4 protein-coding genes are annotated in these 4,141 nt (G+C 35.0%); all 4 read right to left on the reverse strand.

The window, feature by feature from the left end; all coding sequences use genetic code 11:
• Positions 1-2,186: Tn3 family transposase (locus ACEWK1_RS27310; protein ID WP_416636850.1), on the reverse strand; the 2,186-nt coding region annotated here is incomplete at its 3' end.
• A 325-nt stretch (positions 2,187-2,511) separates the two neighbouring features.
• Positions 2,512-2,685, reverse strand: coding sequence for a hypothetical protein (locus ACEWK1_RS27315; RefSeq protein WP_176551030.1), 174 nt, complete (start codon positions 2,683-2,685; stop codon positions 2,512-2,514).
• 673 nt (positions 2,686-3,358) lie between these two features.
• Positions 3,359-3,547, reverse strand: coding sequence for an AbrB family transcriptional regulator (locus tag ACEWK1_RS27320; RefSeq protein WP_311315562.1), 189 nt, complete (start codon positions 3,545-3,547; stop codon positions 3,359-3,361).
• Between the two features lie 140 nt (positions 3,548-3,687).
• A partial coding sequence (locus ACEWK1_RS27325) for a hypothetical protein (RefSeq protein ID WP_416636851.1) occupies positions 3,688-4,141 on the reverse strand: 454 nt, incomplete at its 5' end.

Raw genomic sequence — 4,141 nt, forward strand, 5'->3', positions numbered from 1 at the left:
TCTGATGAAGAACAGGATTTTAGTTGCGAATAAATACATGTAGAGTTCTTTTCCACGTGCCAATAAATCATTACTCCACGTCCCCTATATCGAATATGCCATTCAGTCAACAAGTTCTGATCCCAAGCCCCAAACTTTTTACTATCAGATGCACATGCAGTTGTTCCTTCACCCCATACTTCTGTTACACGAGCATCTAGAATGGCATTGGTTACCTTTGAAATGGCTTGCCGTAGGTTCTCTTTATGGATGAATTTCCGCCGTACATAGAGTAAGTCCTTGTAACTTTCCCCATGTTCACCAGCCGCAATTCGCTTTAATCCTGTGTTTGTTCCCAATCCATATAAGCAAAGAATAAGTCTTCGTTGCAGTGTTTCCTTATCAAGGATCTCACGATTACCTAGCGTTTGGAACACATCTGTCAGATGTACACGTAAATCTGCCTCTTTTAAAATATCCAAAAGATTGGTCATGGGCCAACGCTTCATGACCTCTGCCTTTACGAGATTTAGGTTAACCGGTTCAGCCTGTGCCTGTAAAGGTGACACAGAAATCCAGCCATTTCCCTTACTCAATATACGTACCTTGGAGTTATTTTTAACACTTCTATTTAATTTCTCGAGAGCCGTATTCATACTCTGTTTCAGTTCGTGAATAAGTGTTTGTACTTCAAGGGGCTTACAAAGCGCTTCATAATGTTTTTCTCTATTTTGTTCAAAATCTTTTGGTAAATCTTCCTCTGGGTTTCTATACCGATCAGCTCCGACTACCCATACTTCTTTACAACGTAATCGATCTCGCAGAGCTTGGAGTACACAGATTTCATAATTCATTCGGTTTACACGGTTTGTTTCTTTATCAATGACCGTATCAATCCAACCTGGCTTAACGATTCCTTCAATTGGGATATAATCTGTTTCATTATATGTATACTGATTGGTAAGCTTATATTGTGTAAGTAAATCAATTGCATCTATCACAGGTCGATGCACATCATTATTGGATTGAAATTCTAGAATATCAAGTAAAGCTGGAACCATTCTTCTGTAATGAGTACCGTAGGAGGATCTCATAACAGTATGTACTTTTTGTTTATAGGAGGGACCTGTACGTTTCATTTCCTTCACAATATCTTTTAATTTATCTTCGCCTACGACAGGAAATAAAACATCTCGCACAATACCGTCTGGTTGTTCCACTGCCTTTTCAGCCATGCGGAACAATACGTTTGTCTTCCCACTTACTTTACGAAAATCCCGTAAAAATTCTTTTTCTACTTTTCGTTCCGCCCGAGCACCGATTCGATGAACAATTTCGATAATGAGCTCAACTAAGTTATCCGTAATTTCTCTACCTCTACACCAAATGAAAGCTGCCAATAAAGTATAACGGATCGGATCAGGATGCCTGCGCAACTCTCTAATATCTTCAGAAACAGCTCGCTGTCTGTACGTTCGGATCATCTTGGGTGAAACACCGTAGAATAAATTTGGTGGAAGCTGTATATCTCGTACTGTTCGTAGTTTTTCTATCTCTTGAAATAAACTGTCTAACCCGATTCTTCCAGGATCAGATACAAGCTCTCGGAAACTGAGAATGGTTTGATCTTTTTCTATCTGTTCTGTATGGGACCAAGTACGTATAAACGTATCTAACTTAGATTGAGAGTGATCAGAAAGTTTAGAGTAAATGGATTGAGAAATCCGGTCCTCATACTGATAAATGGCTGACTTGATGTTTCGCTCTAAATGGTCATGAGCTGGGGGAACAATTTGTTGTTTTCTTAGGTAATGTAGTACATGTTTTCTTACTCTGTCTATTTGTAGCTCCTGCGGTAAGATGTTAGCCTGAAGCCAGGATTTTACTTGTTCCATATCAGTAAGGGTGCTGTCCCTAAATCCCATGTAATCGCGAATTTGAGCACGATGATATTTAATTGACCTTCCGTCCCAATCATACGCTTGAAATAAATCCGCAGGTACATCTACTTGCTTGGCAATGTATTGAATAACATCTTTACTTATTTCCTGTTTCCCTTTTGGAAAACGTCCCTGATATTGAAAGACCTTTAGTAGAACGGCAAACCCCAGTCGTGTTCCTCCATATCTGTTTCCGAGTAAACGCATTTCTTCTGGAATAACGGTAAAATGTTCAATAAGTTCTTCTAAGTCCCAATTTTGCTTCACTTTGTTTTTCCTCCTTATCATACGTATCAGCAAAATCTTATAGGAATTCAGAATATAAAAAAAGTCCCTAGAGTCAGGACTGAATCAATAAAAAGATTTACTTTGCCCCTGGTTGCACGAACGCTGGTACTGGGCCTCTTTGTGATTTTTATTGATTATGCATGATTTTATACAACGTTGATAGATCAACTTTTTCAGGGTATTCACTTACTTTTTGTTAGTGGTCTTTTTGCATAAAATCCTGTATGAAAAAAGAGTGTATATTAAGATTTTCTTGGATACTTTTGGGGTTCTTCAAGGAGTCGTTGTTTTTAAGTGGATATTTTTAGTCTGTTCCTGTTCCTGGGCCGTTAATATTAATTCTATTATGTTTTAAAACTTCCCCTAAATTATCTGCTTGTTTATTTTCATTAGGTTTAGTCATTCCAGATTTCTTTTCAAAATAAACGGTAATACCACCAATAATAACAATAGGTACTAAGAAATATAACCAAATCACAGAAAAATACCTCCTAATTTTTTATTTACTCATTACATCATATCATGATGTTAATGAGTTCCCTATTTTTAACAATTATGTTAGGTGGGTGTACAAGTATTTTGTAAAATATACATTATCTTATTTATATGTCATTAATATATAAATGTTTCATTGTTGTTATTGGAAAGGGGTTAGTACCATATATACGAATCCCATACACTAGTATTTAAAGATGAATTATAACCTACATAATCAGGGTCATCCATTTTGCCATTTTCTCTTATCTCACCCATTGATTGTTCAGTCATAGTGTGTTTTCCACCTTCTGGACAAGGCACATAATATTGTGTGATAACCTGATCTTCTTCTTTGATTGAATGTTCATGATTAGATGCTCAAAACATCGTGATAATAATACTCTTCTTCATAAAAATCCTCCTTAATAAAATTTTATAACTTTAGAAATTTATTTAGTAATTCGAAATAAATAACCATATACATCTGAAAAATCCAATAAAATACAATTTTAGTATTTTATACCTATAAACATATTCAACAATGTAAATTAACCTATAGAAAAGCCACCCTAGTTATATAACAAGGATGGCTTAGTTTAGACTTTAGTAGAAAGTTAAAGTGGTATCTTAGATACTACTTTTCTCTAAGTTAATTGTATTAAGCTTTTTTCAACTTATTCTTCAGTTCTTGCAAGTTTTTCAGCACCCTCTGGACTTAAATTGATTTTAACTTTGAATATTGATAGATTTTGATTTGAGATTTTCCCTGTTACAAGACATTCTTTCTCAGGCTGATAGGATTTTAAAATGATTTGATCGTTATTTACATAAATGGCAAGCGAATTGCTTTCTTCAATTTCCATACTTCAAGTAGTCCTCTTGGAAGGGTTATTCTTCCTAATGGATCGGTTTTTCTTACGATTCCTGTGGATCTCATTTTAATTTCTCCTTTTAAGAAAACCACCCATGTCAGGCAACTAGGGTGGTTGGTTTTAGACCATTGCTATCCTTTATAAATGCCTCTCCCTCTTGGTGTTACAGCACTAAGAGTCTTTTTTATTATATAGCTATAATTGAGTCTTGATCTACACTTTTTATCTTTCCAACTCTGAATGGTTTTGACGATAATTCTTTCTTTTCTTTTTACTTTCATACTCTTGAGTTTTTGTTGTCTATTCATTTCTTTTCCTGCTATTTCAATGCCTTTGATAACTGCATCTAATAAGCCAAGTCCTTTTTCTTGGAATTGAATTTGCTCTTTAAATTCAGGAACTTTGACTTCTATTTCACTTAATATATTTTTTTGACTTTCAAACTTAGTTCTATCTGAAATGCCTTCTTTGTTCATGTATTCTTGATAGTTATTACGAGCAATGACAGCACGATCATACTCTTGTTTTGCTGATTTAGAAATAAGCATTTTGCCTTTTAAAAATGGATTGTTTTCATATTTTTCA

The organism is Metabacillus sp. YM-086 (genome assembly GCF_048059995.1).
Taxonomy (GTDB): domain Bacteria; phylum Bacillota; class Bacilli; order Bacillales; family Bacillaceae; genus Metabacillus; species Metabacillus litoralis_B.

Excerpts from the sequence above, each read along its gene's own strand:
- ACEWK1_RS27320 (WP_311315562.1), bottom strand. The coding sequence starts at position 3,547 with ATGGAAATTGAAGAAAGCAATTCGCTTGCCATTTATGTAAATAACGAT.